Source organism: Variovorax sp. F042 (assembly GCF_057814215.1).
The window spans coordinates 78,032-97,533 of the sequence record NZ_JBVASX010000015.1; the positions used below are offsets into that span (position 1 = coordinate 78,032).

Genomic DNA, 19,502 nt, shown 5'->3' on the forward strand with positions numbered 1-19,502 from the left:
GATGTCCTTACTTGCGTTCGGTGAGTGCCACGCGAACGGCCAGCGCGGCCAGCACGCTGCCCATCACATAGCGCTGCGCACGCAGCCAGCCGGCGCTTTGCGACAGCACGGCCGTGATGCTGGCGGCGCCGACGATCATCACCGTGTTGACCGCGGCGCTGGTCGCCATCTGCGCGATGCCCAGTTGCATGCTCTGCAGCAGCACCGAGCCGCGCTCGGGGTGGATGAACTGCGGAAAGAACGAGAGGTAGAACATCGCCACCTTCGGGTTCAGCAGGTTCGTGAGAAAGCCCATGCGAAACAGCTTGCCCGGCGGATCGGCCGGCAGTGCGCGCGCCTCGAAGGGTGCATTGCCGCCGGGCCTGACCGCCTGCCACGCGAGCCACAGCAGGTAGGCCGCACCGGCGATGCGGATCGCGTCGAAGGCCAGCGGCACGGCCAGCAGCAGCGCGGTGAGCCCGAGCGCCGCGGCGAACAGATGTGCCAGGAACGCCAGCAGCACGCCGCCCAGCGAGATGAGCCCCGCGCGTCGACCCTGCACCAGCGTGCGCGAGACGCAATAGATCATGTTCGGCCCCGGCGTGAGCGCCAGCAGCAGCGAGGCGAGGGCGAACCAGGCGATTTCGGTGAGGCTCAGCATGATCGGGTCAGAGTCCTTGCGATTCGAGCGTGACGGGGCCGCGCGGCGTGTCGAGTACGGCGATGAGATTGGGCGGGCCGGCACTGATGTCCATGCCGGTCATGCCTATGGCCGACAGCGCTGCGACCAGCGTGGGCGCGCGCGGGTGCACGGCGCGCAGCGAGCGCATGGCAAGGCCAGACTTCGGCATGGCATCGGTGGGGTGCACTGGGCCCCATTGAATGAGCGTGGGCAGTGCGCCGTAGAACAGCCGCTGGCCGTCGTCGCGCACGGTGATCTGCCATTCGAGCCGGCCGGCGGGCGTGTCGCGCGAGGCTTCGAGCAACTGGCCGCGGTCGATGTGCGCGTGCTCTTCATGTGCGAGCGCCCGCGTTGCCGCATGCGCGTCGGGCACGCGGGCGACGAAATGAATCAGCTTCGGGCCATGCTGTGCGAGCCCGGCCTGCAGCGCGGCGTCGTCGAGGTCGAACCAGCGGTGCGTCTTGGGGCGCGAGGGTTGGTTGCCCGGCTCTATCGCGATGATTTCCGCGTAGGCTGCGGGGAAGGCGTCGCTTGCGATGTTCAGCAGGCGGTTGTGCGTGCCCATCAGCGGATGCGAGCCGCCCGGTGCCGGCGTGACGCCGAGCGTTGCCTCGCACCAGGCCACGCCCTCGGCGAGCGAGGCGGCGGCAATCACGAGGTGGTCGAGCTGCGCGTGCATGGCGGGCCTCAGGCGTTGTGCTTACAGCGTGACGTGGCCGTCGACGCAGGTCACGGCGTCGCCGCCGACCCAGATCTTTCCTTCGGCGTCGCGCTCGATGTAGACGCGGCCCGCGCGCCCCAGGCACTGGCCCTGCGCGGCAAGGTAGCGCTCGGGCATGTGGCCGTCGGCGATCAGCCATTCGGCCAGGCTGGCGTTGAGGCTGCCGGTGACCGGGTCTTCCTGCACGCCGATAGGCTCGGCGAAGGCGCGCACCTCGAGGTCGATCTTCGCGCCGTCTTCGTTCGGGGTAGCGGGCCGGTTGCCGAAGGCGCGCGCCTCGCGGTTCGAGCGGCCGATGAGCAGCGCGGTGTCGTGCGCCGCGGGCACGCCCGCCACGCCGGCCTTCACGCCCAGCTCCTTCAGGGCGCGGTGGTCGGGCTGCAGCGCCAGCACGGCGTCGGCGTCGTTCACCAGCAGGCCGAACCAGACCGGACCGTTGTCGAGCACCTGCGCCGCGATGACCTGCTGCGCCTTCAGGCCCAGCGCGCCGGCCACCTTGGCCAGCAGCGCGGGGCTCGGAGCGCTGCGCTTCAGGGGCGGCGCGGCGAAGGCCAGGCGCTCGCCGTCGCGCCGCAGGGGCACGAGGCCGGCGCCGCATTGCTGCACCACCAGGCCTGCAGCCTTGGGCTTGCCGCCGGCCTGCAGCCACGCATGGCAGCTGCCGATGGTCGGGTGGCCGGCAAAGGGCAGCTCGCCGCCGGGCGTGAAGATGCGCACGCGGTAGTCGGCGGCCGGATCGGTGGGCGGCAGCAGGAAGGTGGTTTCGGACAGATTGGTCCATTGCGCAAAGCGCTGCATGGCGGCGTCGTCGAGGTCCTGGCCATCGATCACCACCGCGAGCGGATTGCCGTAGTAGGCGGTGGCGGTGAAGACGTCGACTTGCTTGAAGGGGCGGGATTTCATCGGATTCATTCGAGGGGGAGGTCGAGCACGCCGCGCGTGCCCGGGCGGGAAAGCAACTCTGAATACCAGCGTTCGACGTTCGGCCAGTTCGGCCTGCGGTATTCGGCAGCCGGCAGGTTGAACCAGCGGTGCGCCTCACAGCCGACCGGGATGTCGGCCATGGTGAAGCGCTGGCCGGCCATGTACGGCTGGCTCGCAAGATGCGCGTCGAGCATCGAGAACAGCGCTTCGCTGTCGCGGACGGACGCCTCGATGAGCGCGCTCTGGCGTTCCGACGGCGGCGTGCGCACCCACTGGATGAAGGCGTCGCGGCTCGTGCGGTTGAGCGTGGTCTGCTGCCAGTCCATCCAGCGCTCGGCGTCGAAGCGCGCGGGCAGCTCGCTCGGGTAGAAGTTGCCGTGCGAATGCTTCGCGCAGAGGTAGCGCACGATCACGTTCGACTCCCAGAGCGTCACGCGCTCGGCGCCTTCGCCGTCGTCGATGGTGGGCACCATCGCATTCGGATTGAGCGCAAGGTACTCAGGCGTCTGCACCACGCCGAACTTGCCGCCGGCCTCGGTGCGTTGGAAGTCGAGCCCGAGCTCCTGCGCGCACCACACCACCTTGCGGACGTTGATCGAACTGATGCGGCCCCAGATGTTGAGCATGGTCGGTTTCTTTCTATCTTTTCTTTGCTGCCCGCTTCAGCGGGGCGAGGGACGATCGAGGAAGAGCAGGCGCACGGCCAGCCCCAGCATCACGGCGGCCAGCAGGCCGCTCTGGAAGCGCGCCGCGCCGGGCCGGTTGTGCAGCCAGCGGCCGACCTGGCCGCTGCACGCGCCCAGTAGTGTGTTGAAGGCCAGCGCGGCCATCGACAGCACCACGCCGAGCTGCACCAGCTGCAGCGGCACGCTGCCGCGCGAGGGATCGACGAACTGCGGCAGGAACACCATGAAGAACAGCAGCGCCTTCGGATTGACGAGGTTGTTCAGCAGTGCCATGCGCACGATGCGGCCGAAGCCGGCAGGCTGCGCCTGCGCGCCGATGCGAAGTCCGCCACCGTTGCGTAGCGCCTGCACCGCCAGCCACACCAGGTACAGCGCCCCCGCATAGCGCAGCACGTCGAACGAAGGCGGCCACGCGGCCACCAGCGCGGTGACGCCGGTGGCCGCGAACAGCGTGTGCACCAGGTCGGCCGCAGAGATGCCGATGGCCGCCGCAAAACCGCCGCGCGGGCCATGGGCCACGCCGTGCGAGAGCACGAAAGCCATGTTCGGGCCGGGCGACAGGAACAGCGCCAGAACCGCGAGCAGGAAGAGCGACAGCGTTGCAAGGCCGATCAAGGGAGGCTCCTGGTTTGTGCTTTCAGACCTGTGCGGCGGCCAGCTTCTTGTCGCCGAGCAGCACCAGCTCTTCGCGCAGCGTCTGCGCCAGCGCGGCGATGGCGGTGTCGATCTCTTCGACGCTGGCCGTCACGAACGACAGGCGCAGCGTGCGCGGATCGCCTTCGCCCGCGTAGAACGGCGCGCCGGGCACGAAGGCCACGTTGCGCTCCACCGCCTTGGGCAGCAGCGTCACGGTGTCGATGCCCTCGGGCAGGCGCGCCCAGAGGAACATGCCGCCCTTGGGCGCGTTGAACTTCACGTCCAGGCCGGCCATCTCGCGCTTGAGCGCGGCGATCATCGCGTCGCGCTGGCGCTTGTAGAGGGCGCGGATGGTGGGCACGTGGCGGTCGAGGAACTTGTCTTTCATCACGGCCGAGACCATGCGCTGCGTGAAGATCGGCGTGTGCAGGTCGACCGCCTGCTTGGCCTGCAGCAGCTTCGGGTAGATGGACTTGGGCGCCACCAGGAAGCCCAGGCGCAGGCCGGGGGCCAGCACCTTCGAGAACGAGCCCAGGTAGATCACGCCTTCGGGGTTGCGCGCGGCCAGCGGCAGCGGCGGGGCTTCGTCGAACCAGAGTTCGCCGTAGGGGTTGTCCTCGACGATCGGCAGGTTGGCTGCCGCAGCGGCGGCGGACACGGCGGCCCGGCGCTCTTCGGTCATGGTGCGGCCGGTGGGGTTCTGGAAGTTGGGCAGCAGGTAGACGAAGCGTGCGTCCTTGGCCTTGGCCACCAGGTCTTCGACGATCACGCCGTCATCGTCGCTGGCCACGCCCACGGGGTGCGGCTCCATCGGGCCGAAGGCCTGCAGCGCGCCGAGGTAGGTGGGCGTTTCGACCAGCACCTTGCTGCCCGGATCGATCAGCACCTTGGCCACGAGGTCGAGGCCCTGCTGCGAGCCGGTGGTGATGAGCACCTGCGAGGCGTCGACGTCCCACGGCAGCATGTCGGCCACGGCCTGGCGCAGCGGCGCATAGCCCTCGCTGGCGGCGTACTGCAGGGCGGCCTGGCCGTCGTTGTGCAGCACTTCGGCGCAGGCGTCGGCAAAAGCCTGGATCGGGAAGGTCTTGGGCGAGGGCAGGCCGCCGGCCAGGCTGATGATGCCGGGGCGCTCGGTGACCTTGAGGATTTCGCGCAGCACCGAGGGATTCATCTTGGCGGCGCGGGCGGCGAGTTTCCAGTTCATGGCTTTCTTCTTTCAGGCGGTGAGGTGAGATTCGAATGATGCGGGCAGGCGCGGCGGCGCTCAATCCGGCTGGATGTCGCCACGGTATACGACGCGGGCCTTGTTGTCTTGCGGCTGCGAGAGGCGCTTGCCGATGACCACCGTGGCCACCACCGCGACGGCAAAGCCCAGCGTGACCATGTCGAGCGGCTCGCCCAGCAGCGGGATCGACGCGAGGATCGAGAGAAAGGGCTGCAGCAGCTGGGTCTGGCTCACGCGCAGCGCACCGCCCAGGGCCAGGCCGCGATACCAGGCGAAGAAGCCGATCCACATCGAGAACGTGCCGACGTAGACGAAGCCCAGCCAGGCCGACGTGGCGACGGGCTGCTGCGGCCACAGCGCCAGCGCGGCCGGCAGCGTGAAGGGCAGCGCCATCACGCAGACCCAGCAGATCACGCGCTCGGCGCCCAGCGACGGCGTGACCTGCGCGCCGTAGATGTAGCCGATGGAGGCGGCGATGACCGCGCCGACCAGCAGCAGATCGGCCCATTCGAAGCCGAAGCCATGGCCGCTCTGGCTCGCGCGCAGCACCGAGAACGCCACCACCAGCAGGCTGCCCGCAATGGCGCAGAGCCAGAAGCCGAGCCGCGCGCGCTGGTGCAGCACCAGGGCCGCGACGGCGGCCGTGACCAGCGGCAGCAGGGCAGTCACCACCGCCGCATGGCTGGCCGTGACCACGCGCAGCGCATAGGCCAGCAGCAGCGGAAAGCCGATGGCATTGCCCAGCACCGCGAAGGCCAGCGGCTTCCACTGGTGCGCTGCAGGCCGCGGCGAGCGCGTTGCCAGCAGGAAGATGGCCGACAGCACGCCCGCCAGCGCCGCGCGCCCGAGCGTGACGAACCACGGCGACAGCTGCGGTGCGTCTTGCGTGCCGGTGGCCAGGCGCGTCATCGGCAGCGTGACGGCGAACATAGCCACGCCTACGACGCCGAGCCACATGCCCAGCGTCTCGTCTTTCATGGCGAGCTTCATACGCTCACCATCCACCAGGCTGTCAGCACCAGTACCAGGCCCATCGCGCGGTTGAACCACAGCAGCCGCGAACCCTTGGCCAGCCATTCGCGCAGCAGCGCGCCGACCAGTGCGTAGGCGAAGTTGCTGATGAAGGCATAGGTCAGCATCACCGGCGCCACGATGGCAAAGCGGCGCAGCGCATCGGGCTGCCCGGCGATCCAGCCGGCCACCAGCGTGAGCGCCAGCAGCCAGGCCTTGATGTTCACGAACTGCAGCATCACGCCCTGGCCGAAGCCTACAGACAGCTTGGCGCCGTCGGCCTTGCCGAGCGTGGCGCTACCGCTGAGCTTGTACGCGAGCCACAGCAGGTAGCCGATGCCCAGCGCCTTGATGGCCAGGCGCAGCGAAGGCATTGCCACCACCAGCGCGCCGATGCCGGCGGCGCACAGCGCCAGCAGCAGCGTCCAGCCCACGGGCACCGCGACCACGAAGCGCATGGCGCGCGGCAGGCCGCCGTTGGCCGCCAGGGCGGTGGAGAGCGTGGTGTTGGGACCGGGCGAGAAACTCATCGCCGTGGCCAGCACCAGCAGCGCGGTGAATTCTTGCCAGTTCATGACACACACTCTAAACTTGAGACCATTACAGTTCCAGTACAGTTGATCGAACAATCGGGCAATCTGTATTGGTCACTCCTTCGACACAGAAGCCGGCACAGCCCAAAACAACGCATGCTGACGCGCACCTCCACCCAGTCGCTGACGGGGCAACTGGCCGACCGCCTGGCCGAGCGCATCCGCACCCGCCTGCTGCCGCCCGGCGCCCGCCTGCCCTCGGTGCGCGAATGCGCGCGGCAGCAGGGCGTGAGCCCGTACACCGTCGTCGCCGCGTACGACCAGCTGCTGGCGCAGGGGCTGGTCGAGGCCCGCCGGCAGCGCGGCTTCTATGTGCGGGATTCGGCACCGGTACAGGACGGCCGTCCGAACCACGGCGCGGACGCCGGTGGCGCGAGCGGCATGCCGGCGGCGATGGCGGTGCAGATGATGGCCTCGCGCATACCGGCCGACGCGAGTTCGCTGATCCGCAGCATGTTCCACCGCCCGAGCGACAAGCCGCAGCCGGGCATGGGGGTGTTTCCGCCGGACTGGATGTCGTCCACCTTCATGCCTACGGCCGTGCGGCGCATGACCAGTACAGCCGCCCTGCAGGAGCTGTCGCTCCAGTACGGCGAGCCGGCCGGCGACATGAGCCTGCGGCGCAGCCTCTCGCAGAAGCTGGTGGGCATCAACGTGCCGGCCTCGCCCGACCAGATCGTGACCACCATTGGCGCCACGCATGCGCTGGACATCGTGAGCCGCACGCTGCTGCGCGCGGGCGACCCGGTGATGGTCGAGGAGCCGGGCTGGGCGCTGGAGTTCGCGCGGCTGGAGGCGTTGGGCATGCGCATCCTGCCGGTGCCGCGGCGCGCCGATGGGCCCGACCTGGAGGTGATGGCGCAATACTGCGCGCTGCACCAACCCAAGCTCTTCGTCAGCGTGAGCGTGCTGCACAACCCGACCGGCTACAGCCTCACGCCGGGCAGCGCACACCGCGTGCTGAAGCTGGCCAACGAATACGACTTCCACATCGTCGAGGACGACACCTACAGCCACCTCGCACCCGAGCACGCCACGCGGCTCAGCGCGCTCGACGGGCTGCAGCGCACCATCTACGTGAGCGGCTTTGCCAAGATCCTGGCGCCCAACTGGCGCATCGGCTTCCTGGCCGCGCCCCCGGCGCTGAAGGAGCGGCTGCTCGAAACCAAGCTGCTGGCCACGCTCACCTCACCCACGCTGTTCGAGCGGGCGTTGTCGTGGTGCATCGACCAGGGGCAGCTGCGCCGGCATTCGGAGCGCGTGCGCATCCGCCTCGACGGGGCGCGGGGGCGGGCGGTGAAGCTGGCGATGTCGCACGGCTGCACCTTCGCCTCGGAGCCGGCGGGGCTGTTCGGCTGGGTCGACACGGGCGTGGACACCGACGCGCTCACGCAGCGCATGCTCGACCAGGGCTACCTGCTGGCGCCGGGCTCGCTGTTCCATGCGCGCCGGCCCCCGAGCACGATGATGCGGATCAACTTCGCCACGTCGCAGGATGCGACCTTCTGGAAGGTCTTCAGCAAGGTCCGAAGCGAGCTCTGATGGCAGGTAAAAGGCGGGGAGGTCCGGGCCAAAAGGCCGGAGGCTTGGAGTAAGCTGGCAACACAAGAAAACCCACCCAGGAGACCACCCGCATGAGCACCGCCAGCAAGCCCTTCGACTTCAGCCAGTTCGTCCCCGGATTCGACTTCCTGAAGAACCTCGCCGGTGGCGCCGCGGCGGGCACCGGCGCCGGTTCGGTGCCAGGGATTCCGAGCCTTGCGAGCTGGGTGGCTCCCACGCTGAGCGTGGAAGAGGTCGACAAGCGCATCCAGGAGCTCAAGACGGTGCAGTACTGGCTCGAGCAGAACGGCCATGCCCTGAAGGCCACGATCCAGGCGCTCGAAGTGCAGAAGATGACGCTGTCGACGCTGCGCGGCATGAACGTGCGGATGGAAGACATCGCCAGCGCGTTCACCAAGCAGGCAGCCGCGATGGCGCCGGCGCCTGCCGCGGCAGCTCCGGAGCCCGAACCCGAAGAGGTCGAGGAAGAGGACGAGATGCCCGAAGAAGAGGCTCCAGCACCGACGAAGTCGCGCAGCAGGCCGGCTTCGGCCAAGGCAAAGACCGCGGCGGCCGACGGAGCCGGCGTGGTCGATCCCATGCAGTGGTGGGGCTCGCTCACCGAACAGTTCCAGCAGATCGCCAGCTCGGCGCTGCAGGACGCGGCCCAGCTGAAGGTGCCGGCCATGGCCCAGCCGCTGGCCGATGCGGTCGGCAAGGTCATGGGCAAGCCGGCAACAACGGCCGCCCGCAAGCCTGCTGCGGCCAAGAAGGCTGCAGCGCCGGCTGCCAAAAAGAAGACATCGACAGCCGCGCGCAAGCGAACCTCCGCCCGGCGCTGACGTCATACACATCCATTTGTTGAAGAGAACGGGTTGGCACGCATCATGAAGTTGTTTCCCTCCGGTCACGCCACCCATCCGCAATGGCGCATGGCGGCCGGCCTCGTGCTGGCCCAGTTGCGCGCACAGATGGCCCTGCCCGACTACGCCTCGTCGCCGACGCTGGGGCTGCTCTACATCACCGACCACTATGCAAGCGAGGCGCAGGACATCCTCGACCACCTGAGCGCCGAGCTGCCCGAAGTGACCGACTGGTCGGGCACCGTCGGCATCGGCGTGTCGGCCAACAACGCCGAGTACTTCGATGAACCCGGCATGAGCCTGATGCTTTGCGCCTTGCCGAGCGACCAGTACCGCGTGTTCTCGGGCGTGGCGCCGCTGGGCAATTCCGAAATGAGCGGCTTCGAGGCGCACACGGCACTGGTGCACGCCGACCCGGCAACGCCCGACCTGGCCGAGCTGATCGCCGAGATGGCGGGGCGCACCGACACGGGTTATCTGTTCGGCGGGCTGTCTTCGGGGCGCGGCAGCGCGCTGCAATTCGCAGTCGGCGGCAACGGCAACATCCGCGGGCACGGGGCGGCGGGTGGGGTGTTCTCGGGCGGCCTGTCGGGCGTGGTGTTCGGCGAAGGCGTACGGCTGGTGTCGCGCGTCACGCAGGGCTGCCAGCCGCTGCGCTCGGGGGCAGTGCGCGAACGCGAGATCACCGAGGCCGACGGCAATCTGCTGCTGAAGCTCGACGGCGAGCCGGCGCTCGACGTGCTGCTGGCCGATCTGCAGGTGTCGCTCGAACGGCCGCAGGAGGCCATCGACGCCGTGCGCAACACGCTGGTCGGCCTGGCCGATGCCGGTAGCGACGGCATCCGCCGCACCGGCGACCTGGGCGCCGACGTGCTGGTGCGCCACATCATCGGGCTGGACCCGACGCGGCGCGGCATCGCCATTGCCGATGTGGCCGAGGCCGGCATGCGGCTGACCTTCTGCCGCCGCAACGCGCAGGCCGCGCGGGCCGACCTGATGCGCATCTGCGCGGAAATCCGCGAGGAACTGGAGCCCGAAGAGCAGACGCTCGCCACCGCGCGCGCCGTGGCGGCGGGCGAAGCCGAGGCGGCGCCGCATCCGGCACGGCGCATCGCAGGGGCGGTGTACGTGAGCTGCTCGGGGCGCGGCGGGCCGCATTTCGGCGCACCGGGCGCTGAGTTGCAGATCGTGCGGCACGCGCTGGGCGACGTGCCGCTGGTCGGGTTCTTCGCTGCGGGCGAGATTGCCCGGCATCACCTGTATGGCTATACCGGGGTGCTGACGGTGTTTACGGCCAACGACTGAACGCGATCAGGCCGGCTGCAGCGCGCGCGGCGCGGGCGCAGGCATGCCGGTGAACGCGAAATCCACCTCCGGCGCCAGCCCGCTCACGATCCGCGCGATCGACTTGCCCGAGCCGCAGGCATGCGTCCAGCCGAGCGTGCCGTGGCCCGTGTTGAGGAACAGGTTCGGAAGCCTGGTCTTGCCGATCAGCGGCACGTTGCTCGGCGTGGCGGGGCGCAGACCGGTCCAGAACTGGGCCTGCGTGGTGTCGCCAGCGCCGGGGAAGAGCTCTTCGACGCGGCGCACGATGGCTTCGCAGCGCACGCGGTTCAGGTCGCGGTCATAGCCGTTGAGCTCGGCCGTGCCGGCGATGCGCAGGCGGTCGCCCGACTCCGAGGTGTAGCGCGAAAACACGAGCTTGAATTCGTCATCCGTCAGCGAGACCTGGTGGGCCTTCGACGCGTCCTTGACGGGCAGCGTCACCGAATAGCCTTTGGCCGGGTAGATCGGCAGGCGAATGCCCAGCGGGGCGGCATACAGCGGGCTCAATGAACCCATCGCCAGCACGAAGGCGTCGCCGCGGATGCGCTGGAAGCGGCCTTCGCTGTCGGTGGCTTCGACGTGATCGATGCTGCCGCCGGCTTCGCGCAGCGCGGTCACGGTGTGGCTCATCAGGAACTTGACGCCCGCCGCGGTGGCCAGGCCCACCAGTTCGCGCGCGAAGCGGTTGGCGTCGCCGGACTCGTCCTCGGCCGTGTAGGTGGCGCCGGCCAGCTTCGGGCGGATGTGGGCGAGGGCGGGCTCGATCTTCACGGCTTCGTCGGCCGAGATGACCTGGCGCTCGCAGCCCAGGGCGCGCATCTGCTCGGCGGGCGCGAGGGCGCCGTCGAACTCTTTTTGCGTCGTGTAGAAGTGCAGGATGCCCTGCGTGCGCTGGTCGTAGTTCAGGCCGGTGTCGCGGCGCAACTGTTGCAACATCGAGCGGCTGTATGTTCCGAGACGCACGATCTGCTCGATGTTGTGGCGGGTGCGCGCCGGCGTGCATTCGCGCAGGAACTGGAGGCCCCAGAGCCACTGGCGCATGTCGGCGCGGATGCGGAAGAGCAGCGGGGCGTCTTCCTTGCCCAGCCACTGCAGCACCTTGAGCGGCGCGCTGGGGTTGGCCCAGGGCTCGGCGTGGCTGACGGAAATCTGCCCGCCGTTGGCGAAGCTGGTTTCAGCGGCTGGGGTGGCTTGCCGGTCGATCACGGTCACTTCGTGGCCGAGTTGCTGGAGGTAGTAAGCCGAGGTCACGCCGAGCAGGCCGGCGCCAAGAACGATCACGCGCATTTCAAATACCTTTGAGGTTGCAGCGCTTGAACGACGGGTGTGGTGTGCTATTGAATAAATAGCAAAGCAACCGGACGACCGTAGTCCAAGTTGCCGCTCCCCCTGTCCTCGGTACCTGAGAGATTCGCCCGCTGCGCCCGCAGAGGGTTTGCTCCTTCGGTGCATCACGACCACGTTGGGCGGTGTGATGGCTCTCCAGACGGCGTTTCAGTTGGTGCAGTACAGGTCCCTTGTTCGGACCGACCTGAGCGTTTATGGGAGTTTGCGCCTTCGGTAGGGCCACCGGGGTGGCCCGCTCTCCTGCAGTGGGGCGATTGTAGGCGGGGCTTGCGCGGGCGCCAACCTTTGATTTCTCTCCTCTGGCCGAATGGGATAATCGCCTGTTGATTTGCCGCAAGGCGATCGTTCCATATATCAGCAGGGGACTTCATGATCCTGGTTACCGGCGGCGCTGGCTTCATCGGCGCCAATTTCGTACTCGACTGGATCGCCAACGGCGACGAGCCGGTCGTGAACCTCGACAAGCTGACCTACGCAGGCAATCTCGAGACCCTCGCGTCGCTCAAGGGCAACCCGAAACACATCTTCGTGCAGGGCGACATCGGCGACAGTGCTTTGGTCGATCGCCTGCTGGCCGAGCACAAGCCGCGCGCCGTGGTCAACTTCGCCGCCGAATCGCACGTGGACCGCTCCATCCACGGCCCCGAAGACTTCGTGCAGACCAACGTGCTGGGCACCTTCCGCCTGCTCGAATCCGTGCGCGGCCACTGGAGCGCGCTGCCAGCCGAGCAGAAGACGGCCTTCCGCTTCCTGCACGTGTCCACCGACGAGGTCTACGGCTCGCTGTCGAAGACCGACCCCGCCTTCACCGAAGAGAACAAGTACGAGCCCAACAGCCCGTATTCAGCCAGCAAGGCCGCCAGCGACCACCTCGTGCGTGCCTGGCACCACACCTACGGCCTGCCGGTGCTGACCACCAACTGCTCCAACAACTACGGCCCCTTCCACTTCCCGGAGAAGCTCATCCCGCTGATGATCGTCAACGCGCTGGCCGGCAAGAACCTGCCCGTGTACGGCGACGGCATGCAGGTGCGCGACTGGCTCTACGTGAAGGACCACTGCAGCGCCATCCGCCGCGTGCTCGAAGCCGGCAAGCTGGGCGAGACCTACAACGTGGGCGGCTGGAACGAGAAGCCCAACATCGAGATCGTCAACACCGTGTGTGCGCTGCTCGACGAGCTGCGCCCCAGGGCCGACGGCAAGCCCTACAAGGAACAGATCACCTACGTCACCGATCGCCCCGGCCACGACCGTCGCTACGCCATCGATGCGCGCAAGCTCGAGGCCGAGCTCGGCTGGAAGCCCGCCGAGACCTTCGACACCGGCATCCGCAAGACCGTCGAGTGGTATCTGGCCAATGGCGAGTGGGTGCGCAACGTGCAAAGCGGCGCGTATCGCGAGTGGGTCGAGAAGCAATACGACACGACGAAGGCTGCGGCATGAAGTTGCTGCTGCTGGGCAAGGGCGGACAGGTCGGCTGGGAGCTGCAGCGCAGCCTGGCGCCCCTGGGTGAACTGGTCGCGCTCGACTTCGACAGCACCGATTTCAACGCCGACTTCAGCCGGCCGGAGCAACTGGCCGAGACAGTATTGAAGGTGCGTCCCGATGTGATCGTCAATGCGGCGGCGCACACGGCCGTCGACAAGGCCGAGAGCGAACCTGACTTCGCGCGCAAGCTCAACGCCACCTCTCCGGGAATCGTGGCCGAGGCGGCCCAGCAGATCGGCGCGCTGATGGTGCATTACTCGACCGACTATGTCTTCGACGGCAGCGGCACCAGGCCTTGGAAGGAAGACGACGCGACCGGCCCGCTCAGCGTGTACGGCCGCACCAAGCTCGAAGGCGAGCAACTGGTGGCCCAGAACTGCGCTCGTCACCTGATCTTCCGCACCAGCTGGGTGTATGCCGCGCGCGGCGGCAACTTCGCCAAGACGATGCTGCGACTGGCGAAGGAGCGCGACAAGCTGACCGTCATCGACGACCAATTCGGCGCGCCCACGGGTGCGGAGCTGCTGGCCGACGTGACGGCGCATGCCATCCGGGCGACGCTGCAGGACCCGGCCAAGGCCGGCCTCTATCACGCCATCGCCGGCGGCGAGACCAGCTGGTACGGCTATGCGCGCTTCGTGATCGAGCAAGCCAAGGCGGTGGGTGTCGAACTCAAGGCCGGCCCGGAGGCCGTCGAGGCCGTGCCGACCAGTGCCTTCCCGACCCCGGCAAAGCGCCCGCACAACTCGCGCCTGGACACCACCAAGCTGCAGACCACGTTCGGTCTGCGCCTGCCGCCCTGGCAGGAAGGCGTCGCGCGCATGCTGCGCGAGATTCTTTGAACTTTCACGAGAAAAAGAACATGACCAAGACGACGCAACGCAAAGGCATCATCCTGGCCGGTGGCTCGGGCACCCGCCTGCACCCCGCGACCCTGGCGCTCAGCAAGCAGCTGCTGCCGGTGTACGACAAGCCGATGATCTACTACCCGCTCAGCACGCTCATGCTGGGTGGCATGCGCGACATCCTGATCATCAGCACGCCGCAGGACACGCCGCGGTTCGAGCAATTGCTGGGCGATGGGAGCCAGTGGGGGATCAACCTGCAGTACGCGGTGCAGCCCAGCCCTGACGGGCTGGCGCAGGCGTTCATCATCGGGGACAAGTTCGTCGGGAACTCTCCGAGTGCACTTGTGCTGGGGGACAACATCTTCTACGGGCATGACCTTGTGCACCTGCTGTCCGAGGCGGACACGAAGACTTCCGGGGCCACGGTGTTCGCGTACCACGTTCAGGACCCGGAGCGATACGGCGTGGTGGCCTTCGACGCCAAGGGCAAGGCGAGCAGCATCGAAGAGAAGCCGCTGAAGCCCAAGAGCAGCTATGCGGTGACGGGGCTGTACTTCTACGACAACCAGGTTGTCGACATCGCCAAGGCTGTAAAGCCAAGCGCGCGTGGGGAGCTGGAGATCACCGCGGTGAACCAAGCCTACCTGGATCGCGATCAGCTGAATGTGCAAATCATGCAGCGCGGCTATGCATGGCTGGACACGGGCACGCACGACAGCCTGCTGGAAGCGGGGCAGTTCATTGCGACGCTGGAGCATCGGCAGGGGTTGAAGATTGCCTGTCCTGAAGAGATCGCTTGGCGCAATGGGTTTATTACAAGTGAAGAACTCGAGAAGCTGGCAACGCCGCTGGCCAAGAGCGGGTATGGCAAGTACCTGAAGCATCTGCTGAGTGAAGAGGTCCGCTCGTGAAGGTCACCTCCACCGTCATTCCCGATGTGCTGATCGTCGAGCCAAAGGTGTTCGGCGACGCACGGGGATTTTTCTATGAGAGCTTTAACGGCCGGGCCTTCGACGAAGCCGTGGGCCGGCATGTCGAGTTCGTCCAGGACAATCATTCGCGTTCAGCCAAGGGTGTGCTGCGCGGATTGCACTACCAACTGCAGCAGACACAGGGCAAGCTGGTGCGCGTGGTGCGTGGCGCCGTGTTCGATGTGGCGGTGGACATTCGTCGCGCCTCGCGAACATTTGGCCAATGGGTGGGCGTGGAGCTTACTGAAGACAACCACAAGCAACTCTGGGTGCCCGAAGGCTTTGCGCACGGCTTCCTTGTATTGAGCGAATCGGCGGATTTTCTCTACAAGACCACCGACTACTATGCGCCGGCGCATGAACGAGCCATCCGGTGGGATGACAAGGCCATTGGAATCCGTTGGCCGGAGGTCGGCGTTTCGCCAGTCCTGTCCACGAAGGATCTGGCCGGTCTGTCGTTGGACCAGGCGGAACTGTTCGAACGCTGAAGATTTTCGCCCCAGGCTGGGTGTAGATTGAATGAGCTTGTTTGATGGGGAATGAACAAAAAATGACTGATATGGCGGAATTCGAAAAGGATCTACGCGGGCGCAGGGTTTTCGTCACGGGCCACACCGGGTTCACCGGCGGATGGGCTTGCCTGTGGTTGCAGTCGATTGGTGCCATCGTCGAAGGCTACTCGCTGCCTGCGGAAACAACGCCGTCGCTGTTTGCAGCTGCGGGTCTCGAAGAAGACGTGCCGGGCACGATGGGCGATATCGTCGACTATGAGCGCCTCCTGGCTGCGATGCAGGCCTTCAAACCCGAGTTAATCCTTCATTTGGCCGCGCAACCACTTGTGCGCCGTTCGTATCGCGAGCCGCTCCGGACGTTTCTGGTCAATGCACAGGGCACAGCGCATGTGCTCGAGGCCGCCCGTATCACAGGCGGCGTGCGAGGAGTGGTCTGCGTGACCACGGACAAGGTCTATCGCAACAACGAATGGCCGTGGCCCTATCGGGAAAATGATCCTCTCGGAGGAAAGGACCCCTACAGCGCGTCGAAGGCTTCGGCCGAGATGGTGATACAGAGCTATGCCGCGTCGTATCCCTTCGCTGAGGGCAAGGGGCCCGCAATCGCCACGGCGCGCGGTGGCAATATCGTCGGCGGCGGCGATTGGTCCGAGGATCGGCTGATTCCTGATTTCGTCCGTAGCGTTGTGAACGGAACGCCGTTGACATTGCGCTACCCGCAGGCAACGAGACCGTGGCAGCACGTGCTGGCGCTGGTCCACGGCTACCTGCTGTTGATGTCCAAGCTGATCGGCCCGAACCCGCAGGATGCCGCGCGTGCCTGGAACCTGGGGCCGCATGATCCGAAGCAGTATTCGGTGCGCGAAGTCCTGGAGTTGATGAGCGATGAATGGACGCGTCCTCCGCTCGAATTCATGGACAACCCGCTGCCCGAAGCCGGAGCGCTGGCGCTCGACAGCTCGCTGGCCCACAACCTCCTTGGTTGGGTGCCGGCATGGGACACGCACCGCGTGGCGCGTGAGACAGCCGCCTGGTATCGCAAGTATTACGAAGCGCCGCACGCTGCGAAAGCCATCACGCTGGCGCAGATCGATGCCTGGCGCGGAGACATTCGCGAATGATGTATCTCGTCGGTGGACGGGGGCGGTTGGGGCGAGCGGTCTGTGCATCTCTCCCCTCCCATGAGTCCATGCTGCTGGAGCGGTCTGTCTATGCGGACTGGTGGCGCCCCGGGGCCGCGAGTCTGGTAGAGCGGTTCTTCGGCGCAGCGCCGTCCGGGTCCGTCGTGCTGGTCGCTGCAGGACTGCTGGACCCAGCACTTTCCGCCGCCGAGCATCATCAGATCAACGTCGACCTTCCCAAGCGGATCATCGAAGGAGCGTGCAGGGCGGGTTTGCGTGTCGTGACTTGCGGCACCGTGATGGAGCGATTGACCCGGCATCCGAACCCGTACATTGCTAGCAAGGCTGAACTGGGGCGATTTGCAGAAGAGCGCGCGGCGGCTGGTGACGCTGTGTTGCATCTGCAGATTCACACCCTCTATGGCGCAGGCGCACCAGCGCCGTTCATGTTCCTGGGCCAACTCGTCGATGCATTGCGTCATGATCGTCCGTTCGAGATGTCTCCTGGCCGGCAATTGCGCGAGTACCATCATGTCGAAGACGAAGCTATTGCCCTGCGTGCCTTGGTCGATGCGGGTGCGATGGGGATCGTGCCCTTGAGTCATGGCGCACCGGTTACTTTGGCCGACCTGGCTTCACATGTCTTCGACGTTGTAGGCCGGCCGGATCTGCTGCGCATCGGGGCGCGCGCCGAGCCGCCCGACGACAACTACGCGACGGTCCTGCCGAGGCCGTCATTGATCGAGCAAGTCGACTTCAGGCCAGCGCTACAAGGTGTGGCGGCCTATGTCCAAGCCCAACTATCAGAATCAGAACCGCAGCAGCAAGCATGAACGGAGGTAATCATTTGTCCGCAACGCGACCTCTCGTGTCCATAGCCATTCCAGTGCTCAACGAAGCAGGCAACCTCGAAGCCTTGTACGCTCGGCTGGTGGCTCTCGGGGAGCGCATGGCTCAACGATGCGACCTCGAATTCGTTTTTACCGACAACCATTCGGATGACGACACCTGGCCGATGCTTGCGAAGCTCGCGGAAAAGGACGCCCGCGTGAGGGCGCTGAGGTTCTCGCGCAATTTCGGGTTCCAGAGTTCGATCCTTGCCAATTACCTTCACGCGCGTGGCGATGCCGTCATGCAGATCGACGCCGATCTGCAGGATCCCCCTGAGATGCTGGAAGAGTTCTTCGCACTCTGGCAGCAGGGTTTCCATGTGGTTTACGGCATCCGACGCAAGCGGCGAGAAGGCCCGCTGATGAACCTGATCCGCAAATGCGGCTATTGGGTTATCGACAGGGTCAGCGAACACCCCATTCCACGCGACGCGGGAGACTTCCGGTTGGTTGATCGGGCTGTGATCGAAGCAATAGCGAAATCGCGCACGAGCAACCCATACCTTCGCGGGATGATCGCCGGCATGGGCTTCAACCAGACAGGCATCGCCTACGACCGCGATGCACGGACGGTGGGGGAAAGCAAGTTCAACGTCATGCGTTTGATGCGGCTGGGTTTGACGGCCGTCTTCAACCATTCGACGGTGCCGCTTCGCATGGCGTCCTTTCTAGGCGTCGTCATCCTTCTGGGATGCCTGGCGGCGTCGGTGTACTACGTCATCCTGAGGCTGCTGCAACCGGATCTGCCGCGCGGATTTGTCAGCATCCAGCTGCTGATACTTTTCGGTATCGGGCTCAACGCGTTCCTCCTGGGAATCATTGGCGAGTACATCCTGCGGATCTATCGCATTCTCCGCGCGGATCCGATCGCCATCGTCGAGCGCAGCCTTAACATGCAACCCAACGATCTCAAGCTCTAGGAACAGATATCCCCATGAAAGCAGTCATTCTCGCGGGCGGTCTCGGCACCCGCATTGCAGAAGAATCCGATACCAAGCCGAAGCCGATGGTTGAAATTGGTGGGCGGCCGTTGCTGTGGCACATCATGAAAATCTATGCGCATCACGGCATCAAGGATTTCGTTGTATGCCTTGGTTACAAGGGCTACGTGATCAAGGAGTTCTTCTTCAACTACTACCGGCACATGTCGGACATGAGCATCGACCTGCGCAACGGCGATCACCAGATCCTCAACAGCCAGGCTGAAGACTGGCGCATTACGCTCGTCGATACCGGTGCGGAAACCATGACGGGTGGCCGTTTGAAGCGGGTTGCGAAGTACCTCGATGACGACACTTTCTGCCTGACCTACGGCGACGGACTCTCTGACGTGAACATAAGTGCTGAAGTCGAGTTCCACAAGCGCCATGGCAAGCTCGCAACGGTGTTGGCGGTGCAGCCACCAGGGCGCTTTGGCGTCCTGAATATCGACGCCAATCAGAAGGTGTCGAGCTTCGAGGAAAAACCCAGTGATGAAATCGGCTGGATCAACGGCGGCTTTTTCATCCTGGAGCCCAAGGCTATCGACTACGTTGCTGACGACACCACATCGTGGGAGCGCGCACCGCTCATGAACATTGCGCGCGATGGTGAGTTGGCTGGCTTCCAGCATCACGGGTTCTGGCAACCTTGCGACACGCTGCGCGACAAGCGTGAGCTCGAGGCACTCTGGCACAGCGGCAAGGCGCCCTGGCGCACCTGGGAGTGAGGCAACTCCTCCGATTCGCGGTTGTCGGTGTGTTGAACACCGTGGTCGGGTATGCCGTGATCTTCGCCTGCATGTACCTGGCGGGTTTGAGCCCTGTGGCCAGCAACATCGCAGGCTATGCCTGCGGGCTGGTGGTTTCGTATACCCTGAACCGGACGTTCACGTTTCGCAGTGCCGCAGGCAAGAAGCGGGAGATCGTCCGTTTTCTGTCGATCTTCATGGCGGCCTATCTGGCCAACATCGGGGTGCTGATGTTGCTGATCGATCATGCAGGCATGCACAAGGGGTGGGCACAACTGGTGGCCGGCGCGGTCTACACGGGGCTTTTCTACGTGTTTAGCAAATACTACGTTTTTGCCGAATCGCATTCGCAAGCAGGCGGCCGTTGAAGTCCGGTGTGACCGGCAGCGAGAACAGAGATTCAACTGA

21 protein-coding genes and 2 riboswitches are annotated in these 19,502 nt (G+C 65.9%); of the genes, 12 read left to right on the forward strand and 9 right to left on the reverse strand.

Annotated elements, in window-relative coordinates; translation table 11 throughout:
* Positions 1-7 precede the first annotated feature (7 nt).
* The 8 genes from ACZYSP_RS30385 to ACZYSP_RS30420 are packed head-to-tail and all read right to left on the reverse strand — an operon-like array spanning position 8 to position 6,439.
* On the reverse strand, positions 8-640 hold the full coding sequence (locus ACZYSP_RS30385) for a LysE family translocator (RefSeq protein ID WP_093079232.1): 633 nt from the start codon (positions 638-640) through the stop codon (positions 8-10).
* 7 nt (positions 641-647) lie between these two features.
* A complete protein-coding gene (locus ACZYSP_RS30390) occupies positions 648-1,340 on the reverse strand; it encodes a VOC family protein (RefSeq protein ID WP_489018183.1) in 693 nt (230 codons plus the stop codon).
* A gap of 21 nt (positions 1,341-1,361) precedes the next feature.
* Positions 1,362-2,285, reverse strand: a complete 924-nt coding sequence (locus tag ACZYSP_RS30395) for a PhzF family phenazine biosynthesis protein (protein WP_176928856.1) — start codon at positions 2,283-2,285, stop codon at positions 1,362-1,364.
* Between the two features lie 5 nt (positions 2,286-2,290).
* Positions 2,291-2,932 (reverse strand): glutathione S-transferase family protein, encoded by a 642-nt coding sequence (locus ACZYSP_RS30400; RefSeq protein WP_093057249.1) that lies wholly within the window; start codon positions 2,930-2,932, stop codon positions 2,291-2,293.
* 36 nt (positions 2,933-2,968) lie between these two features.
* A complete protein-coding gene (locus ACZYSP_RS30405) occupies positions 2,969-3,607 on the reverse strand; it encodes a LysE family translocator (protein WP_093079227.1) in 639 nt (212 codons plus the stop codon).
* Positions 3,608-3,629: 22 nt separating this feature from the next.
* A complete protein-coding gene (locus ACZYSP_RS30410) occupies positions 3,630-4,832 on the reverse strand; it encodes an aminotransferase-like domain-containing protein (RefSeq protein WP_093079225.1) in 1,203 nt (400 codons plus the stop codon).
* A 60-nt stretch (positions 4,833-4,892) separates the two neighbouring features.
* A complete protein-coding gene (locus ACZYSP_RS30415; protein WP_093057252.1) occupies positions 4,893-5,843 on the reverse strand; it encodes a DMT family transporter in 951 nt (316 codons plus the stop codon).
* Positions 5,840-6,439 carry a LysE family translocator gene (locus tag ACZYSP_RS30420; RefSeq protein WP_093079222.1) on the reverse strand — a complete coding sequence of 200 codons (600 nt, stop codon included), beginning with the start codon at positions 6,437-6,439 and terminating at the stop codon, positions 5,840-5,842. Before ACZYSP_RS30420 ends, ACZYSP_RS30415 begins: the two co-directional genes overlap by 4 nt.
* 114 nt (positions 6,440-6,553) lie before the next feature.
* Between ACZYSP_RS30420 and ACZYSP_RS30425 the strand changes: the two genes are divergently transcribed.
* From ACZYSP_RS30425 to ACZYSP_RS30435, 3 genes are all read left to right on the forward strand, one after another.
* Positions 6,554-7,999, forward strand: coding sequence for an aminotransferase-like domain-containing protein (locus ACZYSP_RS30425; RefSeq protein WP_093079220.1), 1,446 nt, complete (start codon positions 6,554-6,556; stop codon positions 7,997-7,999).
* 92 nt (positions 8,000-8,091) lie between these two features.
* Positions 8,092-8,841, forward strand: a complete 750-nt coding sequence (locus ACZYSP_RS30430; protein ID WP_097200237.1) for a PhaM family polyhydroxyalkanoate granule multifunctional regulatory protein — start codon at positions 8,092-8,094, stop codon at positions 8,839-8,841.
* Positions 8,842-8,886: 45 nt separating this feature from the next.
* Positions 8,887-10,167: an FIST signal transduction protein gene (locus ACZYSP_RS30435; protein ID WP_093079433.1), complete on the forward strand. Its 1,281-nt coding sequence runs from the start codon at positions 8,887-8,889 to the stop codon at positions 10,165-10,167.
* Between the two features lie 6 nt (positions 10,168-10,173).
* Here the strand turns inward: ACZYSP_RS30435 and ACZYSP_RS30440 are convergent, their stop codons facing one another.
* Positions 10,174-11,475: a D-amino acid dehydrogenase gene (locus ACZYSP_RS30440; RefSeq protein WP_093057256.1), complete on the reverse strand. Its 1,302-nt coding sequence runs from the start codon at positions 11,473-11,475 to the stop codon at positions 10,174-10,176.
* A gap of 92 nt (positions 11,476-11,567) precedes the next feature.
* Positions 11,568-11,684, reverse strand: a riboswitch (glycine riboswitch).
* 3 nt (positions 11,685-11,687) lie between these two features.
* Positions 11,688-11,788, reverse strand: a riboswitch (glycine riboswitch).
* Between the two features lie 116 nt (positions 11,789-11,904).
* Between ACZYSP_RS30440 and rfbB the strand changes: the two genes are divergently transcribed.
* The 9 genes from rfbB (at position 11,905) to ACZYSP_RS30485 (ending at position 19,462) form a co-directional block, all read left to right on the forward strand.
* Positions 11,905-12,978: a dTDP-glucose 4,6-dehydratase gene (rfbB, locus tag ACZYSP_RS30445; RefSeq protein WP_489018189.1), complete on the forward strand. Its 1,074-nt coding sequence runs from the start codon at positions 11,905-11,907 to the stop codon at positions 12,976-12,978.
* A complete protein-coding gene (rfbD, locus tag ACZYSP_RS30450; RefSeq protein WP_354336926.1) occupies positions 12,975-13,865 on the forward strand; it encodes a dTDP-4-dehydrorhamnose reductase in 891 nt (296 codons plus the stop codon). The genes rfbB and rfbD overlap by 4 nt, the downstream gene beginning before the upstream one ends.
* A 20-nt stretch (positions 13,866-13,885) precedes the next feature.
* Positions 13,886-14,782, forward strand: coding sequence for a glucose-1-phosphate thymidylyltransferase RfbA (gene rfbA, locus ACZYSP_RS30455; protein ID WP_093079430.1), 897 nt, complete (start codon positions 13,886-13,888; stop codon positions 14,780-14,782).
* Complete coding sequence (gene rfbC / locus ACZYSP_RS30460) at positions 14,779-15,330, forward strand: dTDP-4-dehydrorhamnose 3,5-epimerase (protein WP_093079210.1); 552 nt, start codon at positions 14,779-14,781, stop codon at positions 15,328-15,330. The genes rfbA and rfbC overlap by 4 nt, the downstream gene beginning before the upstream one ends.
* A 71-nt stretch (positions 15,331-15,401) precedes the next feature.
* Positions 15,402-16,475: a CDP-glucose 4,6-dehydratase gene (rfbG, locus tag ACZYSP_RS30465; RefSeq protein WP_489018192.1), complete on the forward strand. Its 1,074-nt coding sequence runs from the start codon at positions 15,402-15,404 to the stop codon at positions 16,473-16,475.
* Entirely contained in the window at positions 16,475-17,308 is an 834-nt protein-coding gene (locus ACZYSP_RS30470) for an NAD-dependent epimerase/dehydratase family protein (RefSeq protein ID WP_489018238.1), read from the forward strand. Before rfbG ends, ACZYSP_RS30470 begins: the two co-directional genes overlap by 1 nt.
* 35 nt (positions 17,309-17,343) lie before the next feature.
* Positions 17,344-18,285 carry a glycosyltransferase family 2 protein gene (locus tag ACZYSP_RS30475; RefSeq protein ID WP_256216895.1) on the forward strand — a complete coding sequence of 314 codons (942 nt, stop codon included), beginning with the start codon at positions 17,344-17,346 and terminating at the stop codon, positions 18,283-18,285.
* A gap of 14 nt (positions 18,286-18,299) precedes the next feature.
* The gene (gene rfbF, locus ACZYSP_RS30480; protein ID WP_093079200.1) at positions 18,300-19,073 is read left to right on the forward strand and encodes a glucose-1-phosphate cytidylyltransferase; all 774 of its coding nucleotides are present in this window, start codon (positions 18,300-18,302) and stop codon (positions 19,071-19,073) included.
* Entirely contained in the window at positions 19,070-19,462 is a 393-nt protein-coding gene (locus tag ACZYSP_RS30485) for a GtrA family protein (protein ID WP_256216894.1), read from the forward strand. Before rfbF ends, ACZYSP_RS30485 begins: the two co-directional genes overlap by 4 nt.
* Positions 19,463-19,502 lie beyond the last annotated feature (40 nt).

Excerpts from the sequence above, each read along its gene's own strand:
- ACZYSP_RS30430 (WP_097200237.1), top strand. The coding sequence starts at position 8,092 with ATGAGCACCGCCAGCAAGCCCTTCGACTTCAGCCAGTTCGTCCCCGGA.
- rfbF (WP_093079200.1), top strand. The coding sequence starts at position 18,300 with ATGAAAGCAGTCATTCTCGCGGGCGGTCTCGGCACCCGCATTGCAGAA.
- rfbA (WP_093079430.1), top strand. The coding sequence starts at position 13,886 with ATGACCAAGACGACGCAACGCAAAGGCATCATCCTGGCCGGTGGCTCG.
- rfbB (WP_489018189.1), top strand. The coding sequence starts at position 11,905 with ATGATCCTGGTTACCGGCGGCGCTGGCTTCATCGGCGCCAATTTCGTA.
- rfbG (WP_489018192.1), top strand. The coding sequence starts at position 15,402 with ATGGCGGAATTCGAAAAGGATCTACGCGGGCGCAGGGTTTTCGTCACG.
- ACZYSP_RS30395 (WP_176928856.1), bottom strand. The coding sequence starts at position 2,285 with ATGAAATCCCGCCCCTTCAAGCAAGTCGACGTCTTCACCGCCACCGCC.
- ACZYSP_RS30410 (WP_093079225.1), bottom strand. The coding sequence starts at position 4,832 with ATGAACTGGAAACTCGCCGCCCGCGCCGCCAAGATGAATCCCTCGGTG.
- ACZYSP_RS30415 (WP_093057252.1), bottom strand. The coding sequence starts at position 5,843 with ATGAAGCTCGCCATGAAAGACGAGACGCTGGGCATGTGGCTCGGCGTC.
- ACZYSP_RS30435 (WP_093079433.1), top strand. The coding sequence starts at position 8,887 with ATGAAGTTGTTTCCCTCCGGTCACGCCACCCATCCGCAATGGCGCATG.
- ACZYSP_RS30400 (WP_093057249.1), bottom strand. The coding sequence starts at position 2,932 with ATGCTCAACATCTGGGGCCGCATCAGTTCGATCAACGTCCGCAAGGTG.
- ACZYSP_RS30420 (WP_093079222.1), bottom strand. The coding sequence starts at position 6,439 with ATGAACTGGCAAGAATTCACCGCGCTGCTGGTGCTGGCCACGGCGATG.
- ACZYSP_RS30470 (WP_489018238.1), top strand. The coding sequence starts at position 16,475 with ATGTATCTCGTCGGTGGACGGGGGCGGTTGGGGCGAGCGGTCTGTGCA.
- rfbD (WP_354336926.1), top strand. The coding sequence starts at position 12,975 with ATGAAGTTGCTGCTGCTGGGCAAGGGCGGACAGGTCGGCTGGGAGCTG.
- ACZYSP_RS30390 (WP_489018183.1), bottom strand. The coding sequence starts at position 1,340 with ATGCACGCGCAGCTCGACCACCTCGTGATTGCCGCCGCCTCGCTCGCC.
- ACZYSP_RS30440 (WP_093057256.1), bottom strand. The coding sequence starts at position 11,475 with ATGCGCGTGATCGTTCTTGGCGCCGGCCTGCTCGGCGTGACCTCGGCT.
- ACZYSP_RS30425 (WP_093079220.1), top strand. The coding sequence starts at position 6,554 with ATGCTGACGCGCACCTCCACCCAGTCGCTGACGGGGCAACTGGCCGAC.
- ACZYSP_RS30385 (WP_093079232.1), bottom strand. The coding sequence starts at position 640 with ATGCTGAGCCTCACCGAAATCGCCTGGTTCGCCCTCGCCTCGCTGCTG.